Here is a 26,156-nt window from a genome sequence, read left to right as displayed (position 1 = left end):
GCTGACCGGCAAGAACCCGTCCTCCTGAGGAGCACACGCGTAATGACCGAGACCGTGGAGTCCCACACCGCAACAGTCACCGGCGGCGGGGATCAACCCCAGTTGCTCATCGGCGGCCGATGGGTCGACCCCCATTCCAGTGAGACCCTCGAGGTCTTCTCCCCCGCCACCGGGGAGCGTGTCGGATCCGTGCCGCACGCCGACGCCACCGACGTCGACACCGCGGTCAAGGCCGCACGCGCCGCCTTCGACTCCGGCGTCTGGAGTTCGACGCCCCCGGCTCAGCGCGCCGACATCATCGCCAAGGTCGCCGACCTCATCGACGAGCGCGGCGACGAGATCACCGCGCTGGTCTCGGCCGAGATGGGTGCGCCGCCGAGTGCGATCGCCACCTTGCAGCAGCTGCCCGGCACCGGTGTCCTGCGCGCCTACGCCAACGCCGCCCGCGACTACCAGTGGGAGGAGTACCGGACCGGCCTGTTCGGCACCACCCGCATCACCCGCGAGCCGGTCGGCGTCGTCGGCGCGATCTGCGCCTGGAACGTCCCGCTGTTCATCACCTGCAACAAGATGGGCGCGGCCCTCGCCGCCGGCTGCTCGGTGGTCCTCAAGCCCGCCCCGGAGACCCCGCTCACCGGCAACTACGTGGCCCAGCTGTTCATCGAGGCCGGCGTGCCCGCCGAGGCGATCTCGGTGGTCCCCGGCGGCACCGAGACCGGCCAGGCCCTCGTCGCCCATCCCGACGTCGACAAGATCACCTTCACCGGTTCGACCGCCGCGGGCAAGGCCATCGGCGCCGCCTGCGCCGAGACCCTGAAGCGCTGCTCGCTCGAGCTGGGCGGCAAGTCGGCGGCCATCGTCCTCGACGACGTCGACATCGCCGCGAACGCCTTCATGCTGACGTTCCTCGGCCTGTTCAACACCGGCCAGGCCTGCGTGGCGCAGACCCGAATCCTGGTGCCGCGCAGCCGCCAGGACGAGATCGTCGCGGCGATGGTCGAGGCGGCGAAGGCCATGAAGGTCGGCCTGCCGTCGGATCCGGAGGCCCAGCTCGGGCCGCTGATCACCGAGAAGCAGCGCCAGAAGGTCGAGGCGTACATCGAACTCGGCAAGAAGGCCGGTGCCACACCGGCTCTCGAGAGCGAACGTCCCGCCGGTCTCGACTCGGGTTACTTCCTCACCCCGACCATCTTCACCGGCGTCACCAACGACATGGCCATCGCCCAGGAGGAGATCTTCGGCCCCGTCCTGTCGGTGATCGCCTACGACGACGTCGACGAGGCCATCGCCATCGCCAACGACTCCGACTACGGACTCGCCGGCACGGTGTGGACCAACGACGTCGAGCGCGGCATCGAGATCTCCACCAAGATCCGCACGGGCACCTTCGGGATCAACTGGTACGCAATCGATCCCGAGTCCCCCTTCGGCGGCTACAAGAACTCCGGCATCGGCCGCGAGAACGGTCGCGAAGGCCTGGAGTCCTTCCTCGAGCACAAGTCGACGATGCTGCCGATGGGCTACGAGGTCTCCAGCAACTAGACCCTCACCTCTCACAGGGGGAAATACCGGGGCCGGACGCCAGGCGTCCGGCCCCGATTCCGTTGTCCTCTGCTGCTCGAGGTGCGAGGAGCGATCGGGTATCCCCGTCAGTGGGTGGCGACCGGAGCCAGTTCCACCACCCGCGCGTAGCCGACGTCCGCGGGGAGCTGGTGGGTCACGACCACGACGATGCGGTCGGGTCCGAAGAGGTCGTCCTCGACGCCGAGGAGGCGCCGGAGCAGGCCGGCGGCGTCGTCGGCGGAGAGGTGTTCGGTCGGTTCGTCGAGCAGGACCATCGGTGCCGGGTGGAGCAGTGCTCGAGCGAGGAGCAGGCGTCGGCGCTCGCCGCCGCTGACGGCGTCGGCACCGCCGGTCAGGGTGGTGTCCAGACCGTCGGGAAGCCTTGCCGCCCAACCGTCGAGGCCGACGGTCGTCAGGGCCGCGAGGATCTCCTCGTCGGTGGCGTCACCGCGCGCGACGCGCATGTTCTCGCGGACCGACGTCGAGAAGAGATGTGCCTCCTCCGCAAAGTAGCAGCCGGCCGAACGGAGTTCGACGGGCCCACGGCTCGACGTGTCGACACAGGTGATTTCCCCGTCGACGGGATCGAGCAGGCCGGCGAGGGTGAGCAGCAGCGTGGACTTGCCGACTCCGCTGGGTCCGACGACCGCCAGCCTCGATCCCGGCCGCAGGTCGAGGTCGAGGCCGTCCTCGGGTCCGAGGACGTTCCGTTCCGCGCGCCCCCATCGCAGTCCGTCGGTCGACACCTCGACCATCCCACGGTGGACCGCCACATCCGCACCGGACGGCCCGGTGCCGTCGGCGGCGTGCGCACCGTCGACGAGAGCCATGACCCGAGCGGCACTCTGGCGACTGCGCTCGATCTGCAATCCGGCCTCGGTCAGCGGCGCGGTCGACTCGAAGGCCGACAGCGGCAGGAGGACCAGCACGCCGAGGATCATCGGGGTGAGCCCCTCGCCGGAGGCGATCCCGGCGAGGGAACCGGTTGTCTGCGATGCCAACTGGATGGCGATCACACATGCCGCGACGAGTGACGCACCCATCGCGAGTGGGGTGGCCGCAGCGGCTGCCGCCTCCAGTCGACGTCCCCGATCGGTGGCCGCGAGATGCCGGCGGTCGGCGTCTGCAGCGGTCTCGAGCAGCTCTCCACGCCGACGCGCGACGACGAGTTCGGAGGCGTGCCACAGTGTGGTCGTCGTCGCCTCGGCGGATTCGGTGGCCGCGCGCGACCCGTCCCGGAGGGTGGAGGCGCCACCGCGCGCCGCGAGCCACGGGGCGACGCCACCGCTGATGACGAGCGCGACGGCGAGCACTGCGGCGGCGGGCAGCGAGACCAGTGCCATCACGACGACCGCGGCCACGGCCGTCGTCACCCCGACGCCGATGGGGATGAGTCCGCGGATGAGCGCGTTGCCGATCTCGTCGATGTCATCGCCCGTGCGGGTCAACAGATCTCCGCGCCGGAGAGTGACCGAGTAGGCGGGCGAACCGGTCGCGAGGGCCGTGTACACCCGTTCGCGGGCGGTCGTCATCGCACGCAGGGCGAGATCATGGGTGGCGAGCCGTTCGAGGTAGCGGAACAGGCCGCGCGAGATGCCGAGTGCCCGAACGGCGGTGATCGCCACCGACAGGTACAGCACCGGCGGCATCTGCCACGCGCGGGTGATCAGCCACGCGGACAGCGCCGCGAGGCCGAGCGCCGACAGCGAACCGCCGACGCCGAGCAGCAGGGCCTTGGCGACCGCGCCACGGCGCAGGCCGAGGAATCCGAGCGCCCGGATCAGTGGGTCGTCGCGCATCGCACACCTCCGTCGAATTCGACGACCTGATCGGCGAATTCACGCGCGATCCCCCGATGGGCCACCACGATGACCGTGTCACCGGCGCGTGCGCGCTCGCGGAGCGCGGTGAGCACCGCACGTTCGGAGTCCTCGTCGAGGTGGGCGGTCGGCTCGTCGAGGAGCAGCAGCGGAGCCGGGGATGCAAGCACTCGTGTCAGCGCGAGTCGCTGGCGCTGGCCGGCGGACAGTCCGACGCCGCCCGCGCCGAGCCGGGTGTCGAGACGGTTCGGCAGCTCGAGCACCACGGAGTCGAATCCACTGGCCGTCGCGGCCCGGTCGGCGGCGTCGCGGTCGAGGGCGCCGAACAGTTCCACGTTCTCGCCGACCGTGCCCGGCACGACGACCGGTTGCTGCGGCAGCCAGGCGATCTGTTCGTACAGGGACTCGGGATCGGCATGGGTGACCGGGATGGACCCGATGAGCACCGACCCGTCGTCCGGTGTCACCAAACCCATGATGGCGGCCAGGGTCGTGGATTTCCCCGACCCGTTCGGGCCGGTGAAGAGCGTGAGCGAGCCGGGCGCGATGGTCGCGCGCAGGGACTCCGGCGCCCAGCCGTCACGACCGTGCACCCCGAGGTCGAGGATGGTGATCGGCGCGCCCGCAACGGTGATGCCCCGGCCACCGCTGACCGGCATCGGCGCCGCGTCCTCGGGAGAGTCGATCAGCTCGAAGACCTCCCCGGCGGCGGTGACGCCGTCGGCGGAGTTGTGGAACTGTGCGCCGACGCGTCGGAGAGGCAGATACGCCTCGGGCGCCAGGATCAACGCGAAAACACCTGCGTAGAGCGACATCTCGCCGAACACCAGGCGCAGACCGATGCCCACGGCGACCAGTGCGACGCACAGGGTGGCGAGCAGCTCGAGGACGGCCCCGGACAGGAACGCCACCCGTAGCGAACTCATCGTGGAACGCCGGTGTGCCTCACCGAGTTCGGCCACCTGGGCGGCCGGGGCCTCGGCCCGGTTCAGTGCCCGCAGCGTCGGCAGGCCGGCGATCAGATCCAGCAGCTGCGCGGTCAGCCTGCTCATCGTCGCCAGCTTGCGGCTGGTGCGATCCCGGGTCATGAGCCCGACCAGGACCATGAAGATCGGGATGAGCGGCAACGTGATCAGGATGATCAGCGCCGACGGCCAGTCGGCGAAGGCGATCACCACGGTCACCGTAGGCGTGAGGATCACCGCGGCCACGAGCGCCGGCAGGTATCCGGACAGATACGGCCCGAGCGCGTCGAGTCCCCGCAACAGCACGGTCGCCGCATGCTCACGCAGCGTCAGCAGCGTTCGCGGTGCGGTCCGACGCGGATCGGTGAGCACATCGAGTGCCTCGGCCCGCAATTCCGCGATCGCCTGTTCGGCCGCGCGGTGCGCATATCGGTCGTGCCCATAAGCCATCGCGGTACGGGCCGCCATCGCGACCGCGAGGACGACCAGGTGCACCCACTGCGCGTCGAAGGACCGCTCCTCCGGGAAGACGATCAGCTCCGACAGGATCGAGGCGGCCGTACCCGCGGCCACGATGATCGCGATCACCTGCGCGACGGCGAACGCCGCGGTGACCGCGACGTAGCGCCGGGTCGTCGGTGAATACCGCAGCAGGCGCGGATCGACCGGCGGCCGGGCCGCACCCCGCCGCGTGGCCGCCGACCGTTCCAGCGGCGTCACTCGCCGAAGGCGCGCAGGGATCGCAGCCCCGCCGGCTTGGGCATGATCTCCACGGACAGGCGCTTGCGGAACACCCAATAGGTCCAGGCCTGGTAGGCGATCACGACGGGTGTGACCAGAACGGCGGCCCAGGTCATGACGACGAGGGTGTAGTGACTCGACGAGGTGTTGTCGATGGTGAGGTCATACGCCGGATTGATCGTCGACGGCAGCACGTCGGGGTACAGCGACCCGAACAGGGCCGCCACGGTGCCCACGATGGCGATCGAGGTCGCGGCGAACGCCAGGCCCTCCTTGCGCACCTGGGTGGCACCCACCATCACCAGGGCGGCGACCGCGGCGGTCAGCACCGGAATCCAGGTCCACGCACTGCCGTAGGCGAACTGCGTCCACAACAGGAACGCCCCCGCGACGACCAGCGCCGGGATCGACAGCCGCGATGCGTAGCGCATCGAGTCCTCGCGAAGCGCGCCGTCGGTCTTCAACGACAGGAAGACGGCGCCGTGGGTCAGGAAGGCCAGCAACGTGGTCAGCCCGCCCAACAGCGCATACGGGTTGAACAGGTCGAAGAATCCGCCCGTGTACTGCGCGTCGGCGTCGATCGGCAGACCGCGTACGACATTGGCAAAGGCGATGCCCCACACGATGGCCGGAATCCAGGAGCCGAGTCCGATCCCGACGTCGCACCACATCCGCCATCGCGGGTTGTCGATCTTGCCGCGCCACTCGATGGCGCAGACCCGCGTGATGAGGCCGATCAGGATCAGGAACAGCGCGAAGTAGAAGGCGGAGAACATGGTTGCATACCAGCCGCCGAAGGCGGCGAACAACGCTCCACCCGCGGTGATCAACCACACCTCGTTGCCGTCCCAGACCGGTCCGATCGTGTTGAGCAGCACCCGCCGACGGGTATCGGGGTCGGCGGCCGGCTCATCGGACGCCACCCGTGCATCGCCGCCGGTGTGGCTGCGGCCGAGGAAGGGCATCAGCATCCCGACGCCGTAGTCGAACCCCTCGAGGACGAAGTAGCCGACGAACAGCACCGCGATGATCAGGAACCAGACTTCCGGAAGTCCCACTGGTCTCTCCTATGGTTGGGTCGGCCGTCAGTACGCGAACGAGAGCTGTTTGGGCTCACCGCTGTCCGCGTCGGGGTCGGAATGTCCCGGCGGTCTGGAGTCATAGGTCGCCGGCCCCTCGATGACATATCGCCGCTGGAGCATGAACCACACGACACCCAGCGCGCCGTAGAGCAGGGTGAAGCCGATCAGCGTCACCCACACCGTCGCCGCCGAGTGGTTCGAAACCCCGTTCTGGACGAGCATGTTGATCCGCATCGGGTCGAGGTCGTTCTCCCAGTTGGGCGCAACGACCCACGGCTGACGTCCCATCTCGGTGAAGATCCAGCCAGAGCTGTTGGCCAGGAACGGTGTCGGGATCATCCACAGCGCGAGAGTGCCGAACTTGCGGGATTCGACGACTCGCTTGCGACGCGTGAGCCAGAGTCCCCCGAGCGCCACCACGACCGACCCGAGAGCCCAGGTGATCATCGCCCGGAAACTCCAGTAGGTGACGAACAGGTTCGGGGCGAAGTTCTGCCCTGCGGGCACACCTGGTTGTCCCGCGAGCGCCTCGGTGTACTGCTGCTGCAGTTCCTCGACGCCCTGCAGGGTGCTGTCGAAACTGTGGTCGGCCAGGAACGAGAGCATCTTCGGGATCTCGATGACGTGCTCGATGTTGTCGCAGTTGTTCTGCCGCCCGATGGCCAGCACGGAGAATCCGGCGCCGGTCTGGGTCTCGCACAGAGATTCCGCCGCAGCCATTTTCATCGGTTGCTGGTTGAACATGATCTGCGACTGGATGTCGCCGGTGATGAACAACCCCACACCGGAGGCGATCACGATCCAGAGAGCCAACCGGGTGACCGGCCGCCAGAAGCGTCGGGCGTCGAGCTCGAGATCCTCGGGGGTGGCGTCGATGTGGCTCGGCGAGGTCGTCTTGGGCATTTCCGAGGTGTCACCGGTGTCGATGGCCACACGGAGTTTCTTGGCGCGCCACATGTTCCGAGCCATCCACCAACAACCGATGGCGGCGACGAAGGTGCCTGCGGTGAGGAAGGCACCGGCGATCACGTGCGGGAACGCCGCCAGTGTCGTGCTGTTCGTGATCACCGCCCAGAAGTCGTTCATCCTCGGCCGGTCTCGCGTGTCGTCCCACACCACGCCCACCGGGTGTTGCATCCACGAGTTCGCCGCGATGATGAAGTACGCCGAGGCGATGACGCCTATCGAGGCGAGCCAGATGCACGCCAGGTGCACCCTGCGCGGCAGCCGATCCCAGCCGAAGATCCAGAGTCCGATGAAGGTGGACTCGAGGAAGAACGCAACGAGCCCTTCCATCGCGAGCGGGGCGCCGAACACGTCCGCGACGAATCGGCTGTACTCGCTCCAGTTCATGCCGAACTGGAACTCCTGGACGATGCCGGTCGCGACACCCAACGCGAAGTTGATCAGGAAGAGTTTGCCGAAGAACTTCGTCGCGCGCAGCCACTGCTCGTTGCCGGTGACGTGCCACACCGTCTGCATCACCGCGATCATCGGTGCGAGACCGATGGTCAGCGGCACCAGGATGAAGTGATAGACGGTCGTGATACCGAATTGCCATCTGGAGACGTCCAGAGCGTCCATGTATGCCTCGAATCAGGTCACCGGCTGAGCCGGCGGGTGCCGACGTCGCCTACTACTTTTAGTAGTAGGCCCTGGGCGCGACGTTACGCCTGGTCACCGACCCTGTTCAAGCGCCAAAAGTCCCATCACTGCACTGTCGCTGGTGCATTCGCTCTCACCCGCGAACAGGTGTGACGCGGGCCCGGGATCATGTGTGAGTGACCGGGATCAATTGTCTTCCGCGGCGATGGCTCGGTCCACCAAATCGGAAAACCGGTCGGCGTCGGCCGGCACCGGCATCACGTACCGGTTGAGATGGGTGACCCGGGCCGCGAGCGTCACGCTGCTGACGAGCCAGACCGAGTCGGCCGCCACGAGATCCTCCGGGCGCAGGATCTCGACCTTGGTCTTCCAGCCCTCCGCATCGGCGAGATCGAAGACGGCCTGGGCAGTCGTCGAGGCGAGGATGCCGATCTCCGTCGGCGGGGTGACCAGCGAGTCCCCGTACACCGCGACCACCGTCGATCGCGGCCCCTCGAGCACCGCCCCCTCGCTGCTGACGAAGATGACGTCGTCGTAGCCCTCGGATGCGGCGTGCCGGAGCGCGGCCATGTTGGTCGCATAGCTCAGCGTCTTCGCCCCGAGCAGCTGCCATGGCGCCCTGGCGGCCAGGTCGATGGAGAAGCCGCGATCGAGGGTGACCACCGAGACACCGTCGGCGCGCGCCGAGGCGACGCGTTCGGGCACCCGCTCCACGGTCAGGTAGGCCGTCGGGGCGTACCCGTGTTCGCGCCCACGGGTGTAGACCAGACGCAGCAACGCCTCGTCCGACGTCCCGTGCTCGGCAGTCCACAGCTTGACCGCGTTCTCGACCGCCGCGCGCCACTCGTCGGGGTCCGGTGCCGGCAGCTCCATCGCGGTCGCGCTACGGGCGAGGCGCTCGAGGTGCAGGCGCACCCCACGCGCCCGGCCGGCACGGACGAGCAGGGTCTCGAAGACGCCGTCGCCGCGCACCGCCGCGAGGTCGTCGGCGTGCAGGAACGGTGCATCGGCATCGTGTTGGGTGCCGTCGAGGGTGAGCAGGATCGAATCCGACATGGATAAGAGGCTCCCACGACCGCCCGGCCCCGGCTCCACACCCCTGGTGCGCGAGCGACCCGTAGAATCGACCCGTGAGCCGTTCACCCATCCTGACCAGGCATTCCGAGGGCGGGGCGGTCCCCGGCCCCGGCGAGTTCCACTCATCGGAGACCCCGTGGCACTTCGGTGATCCACTCGGGGAACAGAGAGCCGCCGCCACCGGGGTCATCGTCGTCGACCGCTCCGACCGCGCCGTCGTCGAGATCCCCGGCGAGGAACGCCTGAGCTGGCTGCACACCATCTCGAGCCAGCACGTCGCCGCACTCCCCGACCGCCGGAGCGCGGAGAATCTGTCTCTCGACGCCAACGGCCGCGTCGAGGAACACTTCGTCCTGACCGACATCGACGGCGTCACCTGGGTCGACACCGAGGGCGTACGCGGCGAGGCCCTCGCCGGGTTCCTCGCCAAGATGGTGTTCTGGGCCAAGGCGCAGCCGGCCCCGCGAACAGACATGAAGGTACTCACCCTCGTCGGTCCCGGCGCGGTGACCGGACCGGTCGCCGAGCTGCTCGAGATCCCCGCCGACGCGGACGTCTACCAGGCGGGCAACCTGCCGGAGACGCATCACGAGGACGAGCCGCTGGGATTCTGGCGACGGATGCCACCCCTCGGCGAGAACCGCGACCTGCCGGTCGTCGACCTCGTCCTGCCCGAGTTCGTCCTGCTGCGCTGGTGGGACGCACTCGTCGAGGCCGGCGCCCGGATGGCGGGCAGCTGGGCGTACGACGCGCTGCGCGTCGCCGCCCGCCGCCCCCGGCTGGGTGCCGACACCGACGAACGGACGATCCCGCACGAGGTCGACTGGATCGGCGGTCCGGCCGAGCAGGGCGCCGTCCATCTGGACAAGGGCTGCTACCGCGGCCAGGAGACGGTCGCCCGTGTCCACAACCTCGGCAAGTCGCCGCGACGCCTGGTACTTCTGCATCTCGACGGCAGCTCGGATCAGCGTCCGACGACCGGCGACCCGGTCACCGCGGGTGGCCGCACCGTCGGCCGTCTCGGCACCGTCATCGACCACTACGAGTGGGGCCCCATCGCGCTCGCGCTCGTCAAACGCAACGTCGGTTCGGACGTCGAACTGACGATCGGCGCCGAGGAACCGGTGAGCGCGCGCATCGATCCGGACTCCGTCCGCGAGGACGATCATGTCCAGGCCGGTCGCGCCGCCGTCGAGCGGCTGCGCAGCGGCTCGGCCACCCCGGGCACCTGACGCGTGGACACCGGAACCGTGCTGGCCGTCTGCGCGGCCGGCCATGACGTCGTCCTCGACAAGATCGGCCCGTCCGCGATCGACAAGCGCCCTCTGGCCGGCCGCGCCGACGTGCACGAGCTCGGACTGGCCGCCGATCACCAGCGCAACCGCAGGCATCACGGCGGCGTCGATCAGGCGGTGTACGCCTACGCCGAACCCGACGCACGACGCTGGTCCGAGGAACTCGGACGTGAGCTTCCTTACGGCTGGTTCGGCGAGAACCTCCGGATAGACGGGATCGACGTCACCGACGCCTTCGTGGGTGAGCGGTGGCAGGTCGGTGACGACGGACTCCTCCTCGAGACCACCATCCCTCGTGTACCGTGCCGGACCTTCGCGGTGTGGGCGGATGAGCCCAGGTGGGTGAAGAGGTTCATGGACCAGGCCGATTTCGGCGCCTACCTGCGCGTTCTGCAGCCCGGTACGGTGGCCGCGGGCGATTCGGTGACAGTGATCCACCGTCCCGATCACGGTGTGCGGGTCCGGCAACTGCTCGTCGACGCCGACCCCGAGTCGATCGCCACGCTGCTCGCCGCCGACGATCTGCCGGTCAAGGTCCGACGCGAGGCGCAGCGAATTATGAGCAAGGTGAAGAGATCGGGCGGCGCGGCGAGGCAGGGCGCGGCACACAAGTCCTGAAGGCGCGCTAGACTGGTCAGCACGACAGAATTACTTCAAGAGAACGGGGCCGCCAAATCGTTGGCCGCCCCGTCATTTTGCGAGGGGGTCCCGTATGGGCCGCGGCCGGGCAAAGGCAAAGCAGACGAAGGTTGCTCGTCAGCTGAAGTACTCCACTCCGAACACCGATCTCGAAAGCCTGCAGCGTGAGCTGTCCGGGCAGACCAGCTCGGTAGATCGTCCGGATCCGGTGGATGAGTGGTTGGACGAGGACGAGTGGCGACGCGCCTGAGGCGCACCACTCGTGGGTGCCGGCCTCATCGGCGACACCAGATCTCACCCCGCCACGACCTCTCCGCTCAGCGGACCCGCGGTAACGCGGGTTGATGTTTTCGTAGGTATCAGACGGCCGCAGGTGACTGCGGCCGTCTGATGCGTGCGGAGTCGTTTCTCGACATCCAGCGGTGCTCGCCGCGGCGACAACCGGCGATGAGCATCGCTGCTCTGTGGTGTCCAGCGGTAGGGTGCGATCGACGCGTCTGACAACGAGAAAGCGGCGGGAACCCGAAGGTCCCCGCCGCTTTGGCGTCGGTGCGAGAGGCGCTGTGCGCCCGTGACTCTCAGAAGCGCGGGTGCTCGCCGACCAGGGAGACGCGCGAGCCTGCCTCGGTGCTCTTGGGGTCGGTGGACCGCTTGATCGTGCCGAGCACCCAGTTGTCGACGTGCCGGGCCGTCAGGACCGCCTGTGCGCGGTCGGTGTCCTCGGGTGCGACGACCGCGACCATGCCGACACCCATGTTGAAGGTGCGCTCCATCTCGAGCTGCTCGACGCGTCCGCGCTGCCCGATGAGGGCGAAGATCGGGGCCGGGGTCCAGGTGTTGCGTTCCAGCTCGGCCACGAGGCCCTGAGGGATGACGCGGGCCAGGTTCTCGGCCAGTCCGCCGCCGGTGATGTGCGCGAAGGTCCGCACGTCCGCCTCGGCGATGAGCGCCAGGCAGTCGCGGGCGTAGATGCGGGTCGGCTCGAGCAGTTCCTCGCCGAGCGAGCGGCCGAACTCCTCGACGTGGCCGAAGAGATCCATGTGGCCCCACTCGAGCAGCACCTTGCGGGCGAGCGAGTAGCCGTTGGAGTGCAGGCCCGACGATCCCATGGCGATGACGACGTCACCGGCACGGACACGGTCGGGGGTGAGGACCTTGTCGGCCTCCACGACACCGACGGCGGTGGCCGACAGGTCGTAGTGGTTGTCCTGCATGAGTCCGGGGTGTTCGGCGGTCTCGCCGCCGAGCAGCGCGCATCCGGCCTCGACGCAGCCGTCGGCGATGCCGGCGACGATCTGGGCGACGGTCTCGGGGACGACCTTGCCGACGGCGATGTAGTCCTGTAGGAAGAGCGGCTCGGCGCCGCAGACGACGAGGTCGTCGACGCACATGGCGACGAGGTCACGTCCGACGGTGTCGTGCTTGTCGATGGCCTGCGCGACGGCGAGCTTGGTTCCGACGCCGTCGCTGGCGGCGGCGAGGACCGGCTCGCGGTAGTTGCCCTTCAGCGCGAAGAGGCCCGAGAAGCCACCGAGCCCGCCGAGGACCTCGGGGCGCGAGGCACGTTTCGCGTGCGGGGTGATCAGCTCTACGGCTCGTTCACCGGCGTCGATGTCGACTCCGGCCGCCGCGTACGAGGCCGGCGGCGTAGCGCCCGTCGTCTCGTCGGCCGCCGCATCCCGCTCCGTCATCTCCGCAAGCACCCCTTGTCAAAAGTTGTTCTCGGCGTGTTCGCCGACGATCACACGGTACCGGAGTGCCCTGCCCCCGGATTCAGGGACGCATCACTGCGCTGACGTTGTCGTTCGGCTTGGTGAGCGGGTCGACCGTTCCGTCGTGTGCGGCGGAGGCCAGCATCTGCTCCAGGACCGCCTTGCCCATGGAGGTCTCCTCGGGCAGTTCGATCGGATAGTTGCCGTCGAAGCAGGCCGCGCACAGGTTCGACGCGGGCTGCTCGGTGGCACCGATCATCTCGTCGATGCTGATGTAGCCGAGCGAGTCGGCGCCGATGGCCTGGCGCACACCCTCGACCATGCCCTCCTCGGACTCCATGCCGTTGGCGATGAGTTCCGCCGGGGAGGCGAAGTCGATGCCGTAGAAGCACGGCCAGCGCACGGGACTGGAGGCGATCCGCACGTGCACCTCGGCGGCACCGGCCTCGCGCAGCATGCGGATGAGGGCGCGCTGGGTGTTGCCGCGCACGATCGAGTCGTCGACGACGACGAGTCGTTTACCGCGGATGACCTCGCGCAGCGGGTTGAGCTTGAGCCGGATGCCGAGCTGACGGATCGTCTGCGACGGCTGGATGAAGGTGCGGCCCACGTAGGCGTTCTTCATCAGGCCCTGCCCGTAGGGAATACCCGAGCCCTGGGCGAAGCCGACGGCCGCGGGCACACCCGACTCCGGGACCGGGATCACCAGGTCGCCCTCGGCAGGGTGTTCCTTGGCCAGGCGGCGGCCGATCTCCACGCGGGTGGAGTGCACCGACCGGCCGTGGATGTTGGAGTCCGGGCGGGCCAGGTAGACGTACTCGAAGACGCAGCCGCGCGGGGTCGGCTCGGCGAAGCGCTTGGTGCGCACGCCGTCGGCGTCGATGGCCAGCAGCTCACCGGGTTCGATGTCGCGGACGAAGGAGGCGCCGACGATGTCGAGGGCGGCGGTCTCCGAAGCGACGACCCAGCCGCGGTCGAGGCGTCCGAGCGAGAGCGGACGCACACCGTGCGGGTCTCGTGCCGCGTAGAGGGTGTGCTCGTCCATGAAGGTCAGGCAGAAGGCGCCCTTGAGTGTCGGCAGCAGCTCCATCGCGGCCTGCTCGATCGAGCTGTCGGCGGCGCCGTGCGCCAGGAGCGCACCCACGACATCCGAGTCCGACGTCGCCGCGGAGCTCTTGATGCCCTTCTCCCGAGCGCGGGCGGCGAGATCGGCGGTGTTGACGAGATTGCCGTTGTGACCGAGCGCGACGCCGGTGCCGGCATCGGTGGTGCGGAAGATCGGCTGCGAGTTCTCCCAGGTGGTCGAACCGGTGGTGGAGTAGCGGCAGTGCCCGATGGCGACGTGGCCGCTCATCGCGCCCAGTGTCTGCTCGTCGAACACCTGGCTGACGAGGCCCAGATCCTTGAAGACGACGACCTGGCTGCCGTCGCCGACGGCGATGCCCGCCGCCTCCTGTCCGCGATGCTGCAGCGCGTAGAGGCCGTAGTAGGTGAGTTTGGCGACGTCCTCGCCGGGTGCCCAGACCCCGAATACCCCGCACTCCTCGCGCGGTTCGTTCTCGGGCTGGTCCAGCGGAGCGGGTTCGGGCGCGCATCCACCGGCTGCGGAGCATCCACCGGCCGGCGTGGGAGCGAGCAGGTTCACGTTGGCGATCGAGCGATCAGTCATCGACTAGCTCCCCTGGGCTGCGAATCGGTTAACACGTCAATGTGCTGGGAGACAGTTTCGGAGTTTACGTGCCCGTTGCCTCACAGAGCGAATCTTCCAGCGGTGTCCGAAGCGCCGTAATTCCACGTGAACGCCAGGAGTGACGGATCACACTCGTCGGATCACTCGGTTCTCGACGCGCCCGGGCCCAGCGGAACCAGCGGCAGCAGCCCCGCCACCAGGTCCGCGCGGTGGCCCGATGCGTCGAGTTCCCCGGCGCCGAGCGCGGCGTCGTAGGTCAGCAGACCGGTCACCATCAGCAACCACGTGCGCGGCGAGGTCTCGACGACGTTGGGCGGCGTCCCGCGCGTGTGGCGCGGGCCCTCGATGCACTGCACCGCGACGAACGGTGGGACGCGAACCTCGACCGAGTTGCCCGGGGCGAGGTGTTCGAGCGTGCGGGCGGTGAGGCGGACGGCGGCGGCGAGAGCCGGCCGCGACGGCGCGGGGGCCGATTCGTCGCCGAGCCAGTCCGCGACCGCGAGGACTGCGGCGCGGACCTCTGCCGGGTCGGGTCTCTTACGCGGGGGCACGTCAGTCATCTTGCAACGGCGGTTGACGCCGCCCGAATTGGGGCAGTATGTGACGCATGGGCGCGGAAGTGACCAAACAGGAGTTCACCGGCGAGGATCGCGTGAGGTTCCGCCGGCAGGTCAGTCGTGGTACCGACGCGATCGCGCGGATGCTCGCCGACGGGCTGTTCACCGATCAGGGGCGGCCACCCAAACCCCTCCTCGGCATGGAGGTGGAACTCAACCTCGTCGACGAGCAGATGCGTCCGGCCATGGCCAACGCCGCCGTCCTCGAGGCGATCGCCGACCCCGACTATCAGACCGAACTCGGGCAGTTCAACATCGAGATCAACGTCTCGCCGCGGCCCTTCACCACCGACGACACGATCTCGCTGGAACAGGCGCTGCGGACGTCGTTGAACCGCGCGGAGGAACGCGCCGCCCGCACGGACAACCACCTGGTCATGATCGGGATGCTCCCGACCCTGAAGGCCGAACACTTTGCCCATCAGTGGATCTCGGCCAACCCCCGCTACGACCTGCTGAACGAGCAGATCTTCAACGCCCGCGGCGAGGACCTCGAGATCGACATCAGCGGTGTGCCGCTGGGCGACGGCCATGACACCGAACGCCTCCACACGTCCACCGACTCGATCCTCCCCGAAGCCGCCTGTACCTCGCTGCAGCTGCACCTGAGGGTGGCCCCGGAAGACTTTGCCGCGCATTGGAATGCCGCCCAGGTGATCTCCGGGATACAGGTGGCGCTGGCCGGCAACTCCCCGTTCCTCGCCGAGACCGCACTGTGGCACGAGAGTCGCATCCCGGTCTTCGAGCAGGCCACCGACACCCGGCCGCTGGAGCTGAAGAACCAGGGCGTCCGGCCACGCGTCTGGTTCGGCGAACGCTGGATCAACACCATCTTCGACCTGTTCGAGGAGAACACCCGTTACTTCCCTGCTCTCCTACCCGTCTCGACCGACGTCGATCCGCTGGCCGAACTCGATGCCGGACGTATCCCGACGCTCGACGAGCTGCGGCTGCACAACGGCACGGTCTACCGCTGGAACCGGCCCGTGTACGACATCCACGAGGGGCAGGCACATCTGCGCGTCGAGAACCGGGTGCTGCCCGCCGGACCGACGGTCGTGGACACGATGGCCAACGCCGCCTTCTACTACGGGGTGGTCCGCGGGCTCGTCGAGGCCGACCGGCCGCTGTGGTCGCAGATGTCGTTCAACGCGGCCGCGGAGAACCTACAGTCCGGTGCGCATTTCGGCATGGAGTCGCAGCTCTACTGGCCCGACGTCGGCTGGGTCCGACCGGACGAACTCGTACTCCGGCGCCTGCTGACCCTCGCCGAGAAAGGCCTTCGCGCATACGGCGTCTCGGACAAGGCCCGCAAGCGGTATCTGTCGGTGATCGAGGGACGCTGCGTCACCCGCCGGACCGGGTCGGTGTGGCAGCGCGAGGCCGTCGCCGCCCGCGAGAAGGCCGGCGAGAGCCGGTCGGCGGCGCTGAGCGGCATGCTCGCCGATTACGTGACTCTCATGCACGAGGGCGAACCCGTGCACACGTGGGACATGTGAGGGGTCAGCCCCGCGTCACCAGACCCCGCCCGGTGATGAGCGGCAGATCCAGGGCGGTCACCAAGCCGGGCTCTGCATCGACCACCGCGGCAACCGAATTGACCAGCCGCATGGCCGTGACGATCATCCCGGAGACGTTGTGGTCGCCGTTCTCCCCGTGATGGCCGAACTCGACGGTCATCTCCGGTTCACCGGAGATCGCTATCCGATAGCAGCCGTCGCCCTCATGCGGCGTCGGCCAATCCGGGCATTGATCGGCATGCGTGCGTGTGTAGTGCTCCAGCACAACACGATCCACACCGTCGACCTGGCCGGCGACCTCGAACCGCAGCGCCGCCATGGTCCCCTTCGGGATCTCCACCGACACCGTCGAGTAGTCGCGGTCCGCCTCGACCCGCTGGACCCGTTCGACGAGTGGCTCGTCGAGGGAGAGGCCGAGGCCGGTGGCGATCTGGCGCACCACGCTGCCCCAGCCCATCGACAGGATGCCGGGCGACAGCAACAACGGCGTGGTGTCCATGGGTTGTCCGAAGCCGAACAGGTCCCGCATGACGACCGGCTGGTAATAGGTCGAGTAGTCGGCGATCTCCTGGCACCGAACCTCGTCGATCCGCTGCGACAGACTCGTCATCGACAGCGGCAGAACGTCATTGGCGAAGCCGGGATCGATACCGTTGACGTGCAGACTCGCCCCGCCGGTGCGTCCCGCCGCGGCGATCCGCTCCAGTAGCGAATCGGGCAGGATTCCCTGCGGGAACTGCAGCACCACCGGCCCGCTCGACACCACGTTGATCCCGTTCTCCACGAAGAAGATCAGGTCCTCGATCGACTCCATGACGCGGTCGTCGGTCATCGCGGTGTGGACGATGCAGTCGGGCCTCAGGGCGATCAGTGCGTCCCGGTCGTCGGTCGCGGCGACGCCGAGGTCACGACCGAGACCCGCCAGTTCTCCGGCGTCCTTCCCGACCTTGTCCGGACTCGACACCCAGACCCCGACGAGCTCGAGGTCGGGACGGGCGTCGATCCCGGCGATCGCATGTCTTCCGACGGTTCCGGTCGACCACTCGACCACGCGCAGAGTCATGCCCCTCAAACTAGAACACGTTTCAACTGTGCAGGGTCGGTTCGGCGAGAACAGGTCGCGACCGCAACCAGAGTCCGGTGACCACCGCGACGGTCGCGGCCATGCAGATTCCGGCCAGTGCGAAGGTGACCGCCATCGTGGCACCGGGGGTGGACTCGTCGATGAACGGACCGGGCAGGAAGGTGAAGACCAGTCCCACCGTCCAGGCGACCACGTTCACCGGTATCCACTGCCATGCGTGGGGGATTCGGTTCCGAAGAACGACGTACTGCGCCGAGGGAATGCTGATCAGCAGCGCCACGGCCCCCGCGCCGGCCACGACCCAGGCGAGGGGATTCCCGAGGTCGATGTCGACACCCAGATCGACGAGACTCGACGGCGCCATCCCCAACGACCAGGCGATCATCGCGCCGACCGCGGTCGCCGGAACCCATCGCGCGGACGGGACCTGCCACGACGTCCCGCGGAGGCCGACCGCCTGACCGACACCGAGCAGCGCGCCCTCGCCGGCCCCACACACGACCATGAGCAGCCAGGCCCATCCAACCGGGAGCCCGGTGATGGCGGAGATCGCGAACCCGGCGACCGGGATGAGGAATCCGGCCGACTCGGCCATCGTCACCGCACCGACCCATCTGGGCATCGAGAAGGCCGCCATCTGCCAGACCCTACCGGGACTAGTCTCGGAAGACGATGTCCCAGACGAGCACACCATCAGCGCCCGATCCGGCGCGTCCGCCTCTGTACGTCGACTTCGACGGGCACCGGACCATGCTCAAGTGGCACCGCGGGCGCCGTCGCGCCGACGACCCGGCCTTCACCGCTTCTCGCATCATGGAGGGGATGCGGCTGGGCGCGAGCATCGAGGTGGATCTGGTCATCCACGCCGACCGCGGTTTCGCGATCCTGCACGACCGCGTCGTCGATCACGCCACCACCGGAACCGGGGCGATCTCGGCGCTACCCGCGGCCTACCTCCGCGGACTGTCCCTGCGCGACAACCACGGAAGGGCGCTCGATGAGCCGGTCCTGCTGCTCGAGGACCTCACCGAGCTGTTCTCGACGGTCGACGTCGCACCGTCGTCGATCCTGCAGCTCGACTTCAAGGAGGACGACGCCGCTCTCGATCCGCGTGCCGTGGACATCTTCGCGCGCAGCGTCGAGCCGCTGGCGTCCCACTACATCCTGTCGTGCGGGGACGCCGCCGCGGTGAGGACGCTGACCTCGGCGGCCCCCGGAATCCGCATCGGGTACGACCCCTGCCACCACGGCGCCGCCGACGCCGTGATCCGGTCCGGGGATTTCGACGGTTTCGTCGCGGGGGCCCTCGCCGCGTCACCGGATGCCGAGATGATCTACCTCGAGAACCGGCTGATCCTCGCCGCGGACCGCCGTGGGTACGATCTCGTCGACGCCTTCCATCGCCATGACCGACTCGTCGACGGTTACACGGTGACCCGCGTCGGACCGGGTTCGGTCCCGGACATCCGGCGGCTGTTGGAGTTGCGGATCGACCAGATCACCACCGACGACCCGGAGGGGCTTGCCGCTCTCGATCTCGACGCAGCTGCCGACGCCGGCGGGTCACGACTGGTCCGATGGGTCCGGCGCACCGGACGCCGCGGTTCGTCAGACGTGTAGGGACCAGAGCGGTTGCACCGGGATGTTCCGGACCACGAACCAGCCGAGCACGGCGACGAGCAACACGACGGCGGAATAGCGCATGTTCTGCCAGCTGCGGATACGCCGCCCGGTCCACAGCCGCAGGCAGTAGGCGCCGAATGCGAAGAGCAACAACCCGGTCGCGAGGACAAAGGCCGCGTTGTAGTGCAGGGACGCGACCAGATCACCGTGCAGGAGTGAGTAGAGCGCACGCTGCGACCCGCAGCCCGGACAGGTCACACCGAGGATCAACTTGGTGGGACACATCGGGAGCACCCCGCCGGGCGTGGTGGGATCTCCCAGCAACACTGCGGCACAACATATCCCAGCCCCGACGATGACGGTCGCCGGGCCGAGGACCCGATGGTTCGAGAGGACCGACACCCGCCCCAGGACGGCCTGCTCGAACCGTTCAGTACGTGGACGTGGTGGCGCTTGCACCGATGATCAACGCCGCGAAGACGAAATAGACGACCACGATGAGGATCGAGCCGACGACCCCGATGATCGCGCCCCACATCGCCCACTTCTTGGCGTCGTCGGCCGCCTTCTGAGCACCGGCGAAATCACCGGCGGCCCACAGCTTGCTGACCGAGGTGGACTTGACGATCGCCACGATCCCCAGGGGCAGGCAGCACAGCACCGTCGTCAGGATCGCCCACACGAGGTTGTTGTCCGGTTCGGGACCGGGCGCGTATGCGCCGTACGGCTGCTGTCCGTAGCCGGGCGCAGCGCCGTAGTTCGGCGGCTGGTTCGGATCGTGGGGATAGCTCATCTGCGCCCTTTCGACTCTCGTTGAGAACCCAAGGAGCGTATCCGACCCCGACCGTATTCGTCGGGTCGGTGAATCAGATTGCTTTCAACGATATACGCGCACCGTTCCCGCAGAAGGGGAACGGCGCTACAACGATTCGGCTCGCTACGCGGTATCGCCGAAGAGACGCGGCAGCGTCGCCTCGTGCACCTCGCGCAGCTCGGCGAGCGGCACCGAGAAGTAGTCCTGGACCTCGACCTCGTCGCTGCCCTGGTCGACCACGCCGATGCGCGTCCACGGCATGCCGCGGGCGTCGAGCATGGCGGAGAAGCGGGACTCCTCGGTGCGCGGCACTGCGACCAGCACGCGTCCGGCGGACTCGGAGAACAGCCAGACGAAGGGGTCGGCATCCTCGGGCAGCAGCAGGCGGCAACCGGTCTCGCCGGCCAGCGCCGCCTCGACGACGGTCTGGATGAGTCCACCCTCGCTGAGATCGTGTGCGGCCGAGATCAATCCGTCGCGCGAAGCCGCGGTCAGGATCTCGGACAGCAGCCGCTCACGCTCGAGGTCGACCTCCGGGGGCACGCCACCGAGATGGTCGTAGGCGACCTGCGCCCAGATCGAACCGTCGAACTCGTCGCGCGTCTCACCGAGGAGGATCAGCGTCTCCCCCGGCTCGGTGCCGAGACCTGTGGGGATACGACGATGAACGTCGTCGATCACACCGAGGACACCGATGACGGGCGTCGGGAGGATCGCGGTCGCACCGGTCTGGTTGTAGAAGCTCACGTTGCCGCCGGTGACCGGGATACCCAGCTGCGCACAACCGTCGGCGAGTCCGCGGACCGCCTGCTGGAACTGCCACATGACCGCCGGATCCTCGGGCGAGCCGAAGTTGAGGCAGTTGGTGACCGCCTTGGGCGTCGCACCCGAGACGGCGACGTTGCGGTAGGCCTCCGCCAGGGCCAGCTGGGCACCGCGGTACGGGTCGAGGAAGGTGTAGCGGCCCGACGCATCGGTCGCCAGCGCGATTCCGCGGCCGGTCTTCTCGTCGATCCGGATCATGCCGGAGTCGGCGTGCTCGGCCAGGACGGTGTTGCCACGCACGTACCGGTCGTACTGATCGGTGATGAACCTACGGCTGCACAGCGCGGGGCTGGCCAACATCTGCAGCAAGGTCTCGCGCAGCTGATCCGGCGTGCTCGGGCGCTTCAGCGGCTCGGTGGTCGAGGCGACCACGGTGTCCTGCCAGTCCGGACGCGCCACCGGGCGCTCGTAGACCGGACCGTCGTGCGCGACGGTGCGCGGCGGCACGTCGACGACCGTCTCACCGTGCCAGGTGATGACCAGATGATCACCGTCGGTGACCTCGCCGATCACGGTGGCCAGCACGTCCCACTTCTTGCACACCTCGAGGAAGGCGTCGACATTCTCCGGGGCGACGACCGCGCACATGCGTTCCTGCGACTCGCTGGAGAGCACCTCGGCCGGGGTCATGCCCTCGGCGCGCATCGGCACCTTCTCCAGGTCGATGTGCATGCCTCCGTCACCGGCGGCCGCGAGTTCACTGGTGGCGCAGGACAATCCGGCACCGCCGAGGTCCTGGATACCCACCACGAGTCCCGCGTGGTAGAGCTCCAGGCAGCACTCGATGAGCACCTTCTCGGTGAACGGGTCGCCGACCTGGACACTGGGGAGCTTCTTGCGGCTCGGGCCCGCACTCTCGTCGTCGTCGAAGGTCTCCGACGCCAGCACGGAGACACCGCCGATGCCGTCGAGACCGGTGCGCGCACCGAACAGGATGATCTTGTTGCCGGTTCCCGACGCGAAGGCCAGGTGAAGGTCCTCGACGCGGAGCACACCCGCACAGAGTGCGTTCACCAGCGGGTTGCCCGCATAGCTGGCGTCGAAGACGGTCTCGCCGCCGATGTTGGGCAGGCCGAGGGAGTTGCCGTAGCCGCCCACGCCGCGCACCACACCGTCGACGACGCGTCGGGTGTCGGGGGCGTCGGCCGGGCCGAAACGCAGCTGGTCCATGACCGCGATCGGGCGCGCGCCCATCGCCATGATGTCGCGGACGATGCCGCCGACACCGGTCGCCGCACCCTGGTAGGGCTCGACGTAGCTGGGGTGGTTGTGCGACTCGACCTTGAAGGTCACCGCCCATCCGTCGCCCACGTCGACGACGCCGGCGTTCTCACCGATACCGGCGAGCATGTTGGCCCGCATCTCCTCGGTGGTGGTCTCCCCGAAATACCGGAGGTGGACCTTCGACGACTTGTAGCTGCAGTGCTCGGACCACATGACCGAGTACATGGCGAGCTCGGCGTCGGTGGGTCGACGGCCCAGGATCTCGCGGATCCGCGCGTACTCGTCGTCCTTGAGTCCGAGTTCGCGGAACGGTTGCGGATGATCCGGGGTCGAGGAAGCGGCTGAGACGGTATCCACCTGGGCACTCACGGTGACAAGTCTAGGCGGGCCCGGGCGGTCGGAGGCGACGGGGCGGACCATCCGATGTTCGACGGGTCCTCCCCTGGGAGATCTGTTCCGGGGACCGGGCCTGTCTCGGGATAGTCTGTTCACTCGAGCCGCGCCGTGTGCGCGACGTGCGCGGGGGAGCGCCGCACGCCGCCGCCGCGCGGGGGGACGACGTTGACACAGGGGGACGAGATGGCCGATGTCCGCAAGGCGAGGGCACTCTTCGAGCTGGGTGTCCTGTCCTTGAACATCCCGGTCGACGGTCAGGAACCCATCAACAATCCGGCCCAGGCCGCGAAAGCATTCACTCGCGCGACCGAGTGGGACCCGTCGCTCGGCGACGCCTGGATCGGCCGGCTCGCCTGCGGGGACACGAGCGACGAGGTGCTCCTGGGGCTGTACCGCGCACGCGCCACGATCGGCGCCGAACAGCGGCGCCTCGGCCTCCCCCCGGGCACCATCGCAGGCCGCTGGGACACCGGGCTGTACATCGAGTACCCGGCGATCAACGCCGTCGACGCCACCGCCGCATATGCGTCCAGCCTGATCCGCGGCGCCGACCACACCGGCGCAGAGGAGGCGCTGGACGAGGTCCCGCCCGCCCATCGACTGCCGATCGTCGAGTTCGTCCGCGCTCACCTCCACTTCAAGACCCAGCGGTGGCCCGACGTCCTGACCGCCCTCACCCGCTCGGACCGGTGGGGCGACACCGTCATGCAGTCGGTGGCCGACTACATGGCCGGCTCGGCGTGTGTGAGCCTCGGCATGCTCGGTGAGGGCATGCGGCGCCTGCAGAACGCCATCGACGGTCCGATCGCCGCCTGCTCGACGAGCGCTATGTACGCCTATGCCCTCGCACTCCGCCAGCAGGGGCATGAGGAGAAGGCGAAGGCGATGCTCGAACAGGTCTACGCCCGCAACCCGGCGCACACCGCCGCGGTACAGGCTCTGCAGTCTCCGTCGATCCGCCTGGCTGTCACGACCCCCGAGCAGATCGCCGCCCGCACCGACCCGTGGGACCCCGCCTCCGTGCCGGACCGGACCGAGACCCTGGTGTCGCAGGACGGCTCGGACGGCGTCGCCGAGAACGAGCTGGTGACCGATGCCCGGCGCGAGCTCGACGAACAGATCGGACTCGAGTCGGTCAAGCAGCAGGTCGCAAAACTGCAGTCGGCCGCCACCCTCGCCCGGGTCCGCGCCGACCGCGGACTCTCGACGTCGGCGCGCAGCCTGCACCTGGCCTTCACCGGTCCTCCCGGAACCGGCAAGACGACGGTCGCCCGGATCGTCGCCAAGATCTACTGCGGGCTGGGCTTCATCAAGTCCGACAAGGTCGTCGAGGCGACGCGGCGCGACCTCGTCGGCGAGCACCTCGGCTCCACCGCCATCAAGACGTCGGCGCTCATCGACTCGGCCATGGACGGTGTGCTGTTCATCGACGAGGCGTACACCCTGATCCAGAAGGGCCTGTCCGGCGGCGACGCGTTCGGCCGCGAGGCGGTGGACACCCTACTGGCGCGGATGGAGGACGACCGCGACCGTCTGGTCGTGATCATCGCCGGCTACGACTCGGAGATCGACCGTTTCCTCGCCGCCAACGACGGTCTCTCGTCGCGTTTCGCCCGTCGCGTCCGATTCGACTCCTACACCCCGCAGGAGCTCGCGCAGATCGGCGAGTTCATCGCCCGCAAACGCGATTCGGTCCTCACCCCGGAGGCGGTCGCCGAACTGGAGCAGGCGTGTGCGCCGCTGTACCACGATGTCCGCGGAGACGACGGCGGCACGCGCCGGGCCACCGACCTGGCCGGTAACGGCCGATTCATCCGCAACATCGTCGAAGCCGCCGAGGAGGAACGCGAGTTCCGGCTCAGCTCCGCCGGCGACCTCGCCTCCCTGTCCGCCGACGACCTGATGCGCATCGAACTCGACGACATCCGGTCCGCGATCTCCGGAGTGCTGTCCGGACTCCGCCGCTAGCAGTCCTCCTTTGCCCCGGCCGTACCGTCCTCGATAACCGAGACTCGAATCCCCAGAGAGGTTTCCTCATGTCCCGCGCTCGTCTGTTCCGTCCCGCCCTGCTCGCCGGGGCTGCCGCGCTGTCGTTGTCGCTGGCCGGCTGCTCGTCCGACGACGCCGAACCCGCGCCGACGACGACGGTCTCGGAACAGACCTCGGTCGAGCAGACCAGCACCGAGCAGGCCACTCCGGCAGCACCGGGCACCGCCGAGAGCTCGGCGGCCCGGCCGTCGACGGGCACACCCCGGCCGACGGGCTCCGCCGACGCCGGCGACGCCAAGGCCCTGAGCTGCCGCGAATTCCGCGCACTCGAGGACGAGGGGCGTGCGGCCGCCGTGGCAGCACTCGGGGTGAAGTCGAACGCCGACCAGGTCGCCACCGTCGCGGCGACGGTCTGCCTCACCCGCCTCGAGGACAAGGTCGCCGACGTTGTCGGTGAACTCGTGCCCACTCGCTGATACTTTCGTTGTCCATGACCGCTCGCCCGTGGACAGTGCTGCACGGCCCGTTGTTCTCGCGCAGCAATCCGCTGGACCGTGAACACGCCGCCCCCCGCATCAGCGCCTACATCTACGGCAACATCCTGATCTTGGCGGCGCTGATCCCGCTGCACCTCACCGACGATTTCGTCGGCATCCTGATCCTGCTCGGCACGGCGGCGTCGACCTTCGTCGCGCATGTCTTCGCCGAGGCCGTGGGACGCCGCGTGCACGAGGGCGCCATCCATCCGAACAAGTCGATGGTTCTTCACAATCTGCGGGACTCGGTGCCGATCCTGTCCTCCGCGTCGGTCCCGTGTCTCATCCTGGCGATGGCCTGGGTCGGCTGGATCGATCCGCGCACCGCCCAGCTCGCCGCGGAGATCGTGATCCTCTTACGAATCGGCGGAACGGTTTTCGTCATCGACCGACTGAACAACGAACGGCCCAATCGCGCGACGCTGATCGGCGCCGGCGCGGTCACCGTGGTGGCCACCGCGATCGTCGTCATCAAGGTCGTGCTGACGCACTGAGCCGGGGTTCCCGGAACACGCGGCCGTGCGTCAGCCGCCCGCACCCTCGGTCGTGACGGTGAGGATCGCCTCGACGTATTCGGGTCGGCAGATCACCAGGTCGGGCAGATACGTGTCGTCGTTGTTGTAGACCAGGGGCGAGCCGTCGATGCGTCCGCACCAGAGACCCTTCGCCTGCGCGACGGCCACCGGTGCGGCCGAATCCCATTCGTACTGACCACCGGCGTGCACATACGCGTCCGCCTCACCGCGGACCACCGCCATCGCCTTCGCGCCGGCCGAACCCATCGGCAGGAGTTCACCGCCGACCGCGGCGGCGACCTCGTCGGCGAAAGCCGGTGGGCGCGACGAGCTGACGACGACGCGGGGCACACCGGTACGCGGCCGCGAGGCCAGTCCCTCGGTGGGTTCGACGACCGTCTCGTCGTCGACGTAGGTCACGCCGAGCGCCGGGAGTGCCACCGCACCGGCGATCAGACCGTCGGTCGCCGACCACAGCGCCACATGAACGGCCCAGTCGGCGCGGCCGGCTCCCGGCTCGTAGGTGCCGTACTCACGGGTGCCGTCGACCGGGTCCACGATCCAGACCCGCTCCGCCTGGAGTCGGGACTTGTCGTCCGCCGATTCCTCCGACAGCACCGCGTCGTCGGGTCGCTCCTCCGCGAGCCGTCGAAGCAGGAAATCGTTGGACTGCGCATCGCCGGCGTTTCCCAGCTCCTTGCCGGTCAGCCCACTGGTCTTGCGAATGTCCAGGAGGAGTTCTCCTGCCGCGGTGGCCAGTTCGCCTGCGAGTGCTCGATCGTCGGTCACGGGGTTCCCTCTCTGGCGTTGTGCTGATCAGTCGC

Annotated in this window: 23 protein-coding genes; 9 read left to right on the top strand and 14 right to left on the bottom strand. The window is 68.5% G+C overall.

The features are described from left to right. The first annotated feature begins 42 nt into the window (after positions 1–42). Positions 43–1,542: an aldehyde dehydrogenase gene (locus tag PWF70_RS04180; RefSeq protein ID WP_286352840.1), complete on the top strand. Its 1,500-nt coding sequence runs from the start codon at positions 43–45 to the stop codon at positions 1,540–1,542. A gap of 107 nt (positions 1,543–1,649) precedes the next feature. On the opposite strand, the gene cydC is transcribed toward PWF70_RS04180, so the two are convergent. The 5 genes from cydC to PWF70_RS04155 form a co-directional block, all read right to left on the bottom strand. Then, entirely contained in the window at positions 1,650–3,362 is a 1,713-nt protein-coding gene (cydC, locus tag PWF70_RS04175) for a thiol reductant ABC exporter subunit CydC (protein ID WP_286352839.1), read from the bottom strand. After that, on the bottom strand, positions 3,344–5,068 hold the full coding sequence (gene cydD / locus PWF70_RS04170) for a thiol reductant ABC exporter subunit CydD (RefSeq protein ID WP_286352838.1): 1,725 nt from the start codon (positions 5,066–5,068) through the stop codon (positions 3,344–3,346). The genes cydC and cydD overlap by 19 nt, the downstream gene beginning before the upstream one ends. Next, positions 5,065–6,147, bottom strand: coding sequence for a cytochrome d ubiquinol oxidase subunit II (gene cydB, locus PWF70_RS04165; protein ID WP_035751811.1), 1,083 nt, complete (start codon positions 6,145–6,147; stop codon positions 5,065–5,067). Before cydB ends, cydD begins: the two co-directional genes overlap by 4 nt. A 27-nt stretch (positions 6,148–6,174) precedes the next feature. Then, the gene (locus PWF70_RS04160) at positions 6,175–7,755 is read right to left on the bottom strand and encodes a cytochrome ubiquinol oxidase subunit I (protein WP_035751813.1); all 1,581 of its coding nucleotides are present in this window, start codon (positions 7,753–7,755) and stop codon (positions 6,175–6,177) included. 207 nt (positions 7,756–7,962) lie between these two features. Beyond that, positions 7,963–8,832 (bottom strand): aminodeoxychorismate lyase, encoded by an 870-nt coding sequence (locus PWF70_RS04155; protein WP_035751815.1) that lies wholly within the window; start codon positions 8,830–8,832, stop codon positions 7,963–7,965. A 74-nt stretch (positions 8,833–8,906) separates the two neighbouring features. Here PWF70_RS04155 and ygfZ point away from each other — a divergent pair, with 74 nt between their 5' ends. From ygfZ to PWF70_RS04140, 3 genes are all read left to right on the top strand, one after another. Further along, positions 8,907–10,085, top strand: a complete 1,179-nt coding sequence (gene ygfZ / locus PWF70_RS04150; RefSeq protein WP_035751816.1) for a CAF17-like 4Fe-4S cluster assembly/insertion protein YgfZ — start codon at positions 8,907–8,909, stop codon at positions 10,083–10,085. A gap of 3 nt (positions 10,086–10,088) precedes the next feature. Next, the gene (locus tag PWF70_RS04145; protein WP_035751818.1) at positions 10,089–10,766 is read left to right on the top strand and encodes an MOSC domain-containing protein; all 678 of its coding nucleotides are present in this window, start codon (positions 10,089–10,091) and stop codon (positions 10,764–10,766) included. Between the two features lie 94 nt (positions 10,767–10,860). Further along, positions 10,861–11,037 (top strand): DUF3073 domain-containing protein, encoded by a 177-nt coding sequence (locus PWF70_RS04140; protein WP_005194294.1) that lies wholly within the window; start codon positions 10,861–10,863, stop codon positions 11,035–11,037. 328 nt (positions 11,038–11,365) lie between these two features. Here the strand turns inward: PWF70_RS04140 and purM are convergent, their stop codons facing one another. From purM to PWF70_RS04125, 3 genes are all read right to left on the bottom strand, one after another. Beyond that, positions 11,366–12,478: a phosphoribosylformylglycinamidine cyclo-ligase gene (gene purM, locus PWF70_RS04135; protein ID WP_035751819.1), complete on the bottom strand. Its 1,113-nt coding sequence runs from the start codon at positions 12,476–12,478 to the stop codon at positions 11,366–11,368. Positions 12,479–12,560: 82 nt separating this feature from the next. Then, positions 12,561–14,168, bottom strand: coding sequence for an amidophosphoribosyltransferase (gene purF / locus PWF70_RS04130; protein ID WP_035751821.1), 1,608 nt, complete (start codon positions 14,166–14,168; stop codon positions 12,561–12,563). A gap of 161 nt (positions 14,169–14,329) precedes the next feature. Beyond that, positions 14,330–14,749 (bottom strand): sterol carrier family protein, encoded by a 420-nt coding sequence (locus PWF70_RS04125; protein ID WP_006358475.1) that lies wholly within the window; start codon positions 14,747–14,749, stop codon positions 14,330–14,332. 47 nt (positions 14,750–14,796) lie between these two features. Here PWF70_RS04125 and PWF70_RS04120 point away from each other — a divergent pair, with 47 nt between their 5' ends. After that, positions 14,797–16,305, top strand: coding sequence for a glutamate-cysteine ligase family protein (locus PWF70_RS04120; protein ID WP_006358474.1), 1,509 nt, complete (start codon positions 14,797–14,799; stop codon positions 16,303–16,305). 4 nt (positions 16,306–16,309) lie between these two features. Here the strand turns inward: PWF70_RS04120 and PWF70_RS04115 are convergent, their stop codons facing one another. Beyond that, the gene (locus PWF70_RS04115) at positions 16,310–17,389 is read right to left on the bottom strand and encodes an NAD(P)H-dependent amine dehydrogenase family protein (RefSeq protein ID WP_042376200.1); all 1,080 of its coding nucleotides are present in this window, start codon (positions 17,387–17,389) and stop codon (positions 16,310–16,312) included. A 22-nt stretch (positions 17,390–17,411) separates the two neighbouring features. Next, entirely contained in the window at positions 17,412–18,047 is a 636-nt protein-coding gene (locus PWF70_RS04110; RefSeq protein WP_035751827.1) for a hypothetical protein, read from the bottom strand. Positions 18,048–18,082: 35 nt separating this feature from the next. Between PWF70_RS04110 and PWF70_RS04105 the strand changes: the two genes are divergently transcribed. After that, on the top strand, positions 18,083–19,030 hold the full coding sequence (locus tag PWF70_RS04105; RefSeq protein WP_042376201.1) for a glycerophosphodiester phosphodiesterase: 948 nt from the start codon (positions 18,083–18,085) through the stop codon (positions 19,028–19,030). On the opposite strand, the gene PWF70_RS04100 is transcribed toward PWF70_RS04105, so the two are convergent. From PWF70_RS04100 to purL, 3 genes are all read right to left on the bottom strand, one after another. Then, positions 19,019–19,435 carry a DUF2752 domain-containing protein gene (locus PWF70_RS04100; protein WP_196222028.1) on the bottom strand — a complete coding sequence of 139 codons (417 nt, stop codon included), beginning with the start codon at positions 19,433–19,435 and terminating at the stop codon, positions 19,019–19,021. The genes PWF70_RS04105 and PWF70_RS04100 overlap by 12 nt on opposite strands. A gap of 28 nt (positions 19,436–19,463) precedes the next feature. After that, complete coding sequence (locus PWF70_RS04095; RefSeq protein WP_042376203.1) at positions 19,464–19,826, bottom strand: CD225/dispanin family protein; 363 nt, start codon at positions 19,824–19,826, stop codon at positions 19,464–19,466. Positions 19,827–19,970: 144 nt separating this feature from the next. Beyond that, complete coding sequence (gene purL / locus PWF70_RS04090) at positions 19,971–22,265, bottom strand: phosphoribosylformylglycinamidine synthase subunit PurL (RefSeq protein WP_196222027.1); 2,295 nt, start codon at positions 22,263–22,265, stop codon at positions 19,971–19,973. Positions 22,266–22,475: 210 nt separating this feature from the next. Here purL and eccA point away from each other — a divergent pair, with 210 nt between their 5' ends. The 3 genes from eccA (at position 22,476) to PWF70_RS04075 (ending at position 25,311) form a co-directional block, all read left to right on the top strand. Next, positions 22,476–24,260: a type VII secretion AAA-ATPase EccA gene (gene eccA / locus PWF70_RS04085; RefSeq protein ID WP_035751832.1), complete on the top strand. Its 1,785-nt coding sequence runs from the start codon at positions 22,476–22,478 to the stop codon at positions 24,258–24,260. Between the two features lie 68 nt (positions 24,261–24,328). Beyond that, positions 24,329–24,757, top strand: coding sequence for a hypothetical protein (locus tag PWF70_RS04080; RefSeq protein ID WP_006358466.1), 429 nt, complete (start codon positions 24,329–24,331; stop codon positions 24,755–24,757). 14 nt (positions 24,758–24,771) lie between these two features. After that, positions 24,772–25,311: a hypothetical protein gene (locus tag PWF70_RS04075; protein WP_006358465.1), complete on the top strand. Its 540-nt coding sequence runs from the start codon at positions 24,772–24,774 to the stop codon at positions 25,309–25,311. Between the two features lie 30 nt (positions 25,312–25,341). Here the strand turns inward: PWF70_RS04075 and PWF70_RS04070 are convergent, their stop codons facing one another. Further along, the gene (locus tag PWF70_RS04070; protein WP_035751833.1) at positions 25,342–26,121 is read right to left on the bottom strand and encodes a 3'(2'),5'-bisphosphate nucleotidase CysQ; all 780 of its coding nucleotides are present in this window, start codon (positions 26,119–26,121) and stop codon (positions 25,342–25,344) included. Positions 26,122–26,156: the final 35 nt, after the last annotated feature.

The organism is Gordonia sp. Swx-4, from assembly GCF_030316175.1.
Taxonomy (GTDB): Bacteria; Actinomycetota; Actinomycetes; order Mycobacteriales; family Mycobacteriaceae; genus Gordonia; species Gordonia alkanivorans.
Note: the sequence above shows the minus strand (reverse complement) of the source record. Positions and strands in the feature narration are given on the sequence as shown.

Bases quoted from the DNA above. Each gene is read 5' to 3' on its own strand.
- eccA (WP_035751832.1), top strand. From the start codon at position 22,476: ATGGCCGATGTCCGCAAGGCGAGGGCACTCTTCGAGCTGGGTGTCCTG.
- purF (WP_035751821.1), bottom strand. From the start codon at position 14,168: ATGACTGATCGCTCGATCGCCAACGTGAACCTGCTCGCTCCCACGCCG.
- purM (WP_035751819.1), bottom strand. From the start codon at position 12,478: ATGACGGAGCGGGATGCGGCGGCCGACGAGACGACGGGCGCTACGCCG.
- PWF70_RS04120 (WP_006358474.1), top strand. From the start codon at position 14,797: ATGGGCGCGGAAGTGACCAAACAGGAGTTCACCGGCGAGGATCGCGTG.
- PWF70_RS04160 (WP_035751813.1), bottom strand. From the start codon at position 7,755: ATGGACGCTCTGGACGTCTCCAGATGGCAATTCGGTATCACGACCGTC.
- PWF70_RS04115 (WP_042376200.1), bottom strand. From the start codon at position 17,389: ATGACTCTGCGCGTGGTCGAGTGGTCGACCGGAACCGTCGGAAGACAT.
- PWF70_RS04180 (WP_286352840.1), top strand. From the start codon at position 43: ATGACCGAGACCGTGGAGTCCCACACCGCAACAGTCACCGGCGGCGGG.
- PWF70_RS04105 (WP_042376201.1), top strand. From the start codon at position 18,083: ATGTCCCAGACGAGCACACCATCAGCGCCCGATCCGGCGCGTCCGCCT.
- PWF70_RS04095 (WP_042376203.1), bottom strand. From the start codon at position 19,826: ATGAGCTATCCCCACGATCCGAACCAGCCGCCGAACTACGGCGCTGCG.
- PWF70_RS04125 (WP_006358475.1), bottom strand. From the start codon at position 14,749: ATGACTGACGTGCCCCCGCGTAAGAGACCCGACCCGGCAGAGGTCCGC.
- PWF70_RS04140 (WP_005194294.1), top strand. From the start codon at position 10,861: ATGGGCCGCGGCCGGGCAAAGGCAAAGCAGACGAAGGTTGCTCGTCAG.
- PWF70_RS04110 (WP_035751827.1), bottom strand. From the start codon at position 18,047: ATGGCGGCCTTCTCGATGCCCAGATGGGTCGGTGCGGTGACGATGGCC.
- PWF70_RS04155 (WP_035751815.1), bottom strand. From the start codon at position 8,832: ATGTCGGATTCGATCCTGCTCACCCTCGACGGCACCCAACACGATGCC.
- PWF70_RS04075 (WP_006358465.1), top strand. From the start codon at position 24,772: ATGACCGCTCGCCCGTGGACAGTGCTGCACGGCCCGTTGTTCTCGCGC.
- PWF70_RS04080 (WP_006358466.1), top strand. From the start codon at position 24,329: ATGTCCCGCGCTCGTCTGTTCCGTCCCGCCCTGCTCGCCGGGGCTGCC.
- cydC (WP_286352839.1), bottom strand. From the start codon at position 3,362: ATGCGCGACGACCCACTGATCCGGGCGCTCGGATTCCTCGGCCTGCGC.